The sequence below is a fragment of the Ligilactobacillus salivarius DSM 20555 = ATCC 11741 genome, from assembly GCF_001435955.1.
GTDB classification, from domain to species: Bacteria; Bacillota; Bacilli; order Lactobacillales; family Lactobacillaceae; genus Ligilactobacillus; species Ligilactobacillus salivarius.
Map to the genome: position 1 here is coordinate 1 of NZ_AYYT01000061.1, position 227 is coordinate 227.

Sequence of the window (227 nt, forward strand, 5' to 3'; positions counted from 1 at the left end):
AAAAAGGAACGATATGGGATTGGTGAGCTTCTAAAAACGATTGACTTGAAGCGACCAACTTATTACGACGAACGCAAACGTATCATCAATAAAAATGATAAGTATGCTGATGTTAAGGTGGTAATCAAGGAAATAGCGGAAAAAGGTAAATGGAGAGGTTCTTACACATACGGCTATCGCCGTATAATGCCACTTCTTGAGAAAGCTGGATATCACATGGCTGAAGC

The 227-nt window shown here is 39.6% G+C and carries 1 pseudogene; it reads left to right on the forward strand.

What is annotated here, in order from left to right:
• Window positions 1-227: pseudogene (locus FC55_RS09995) on the forward strand (IS3 family transposase); the annotation flags it as partial.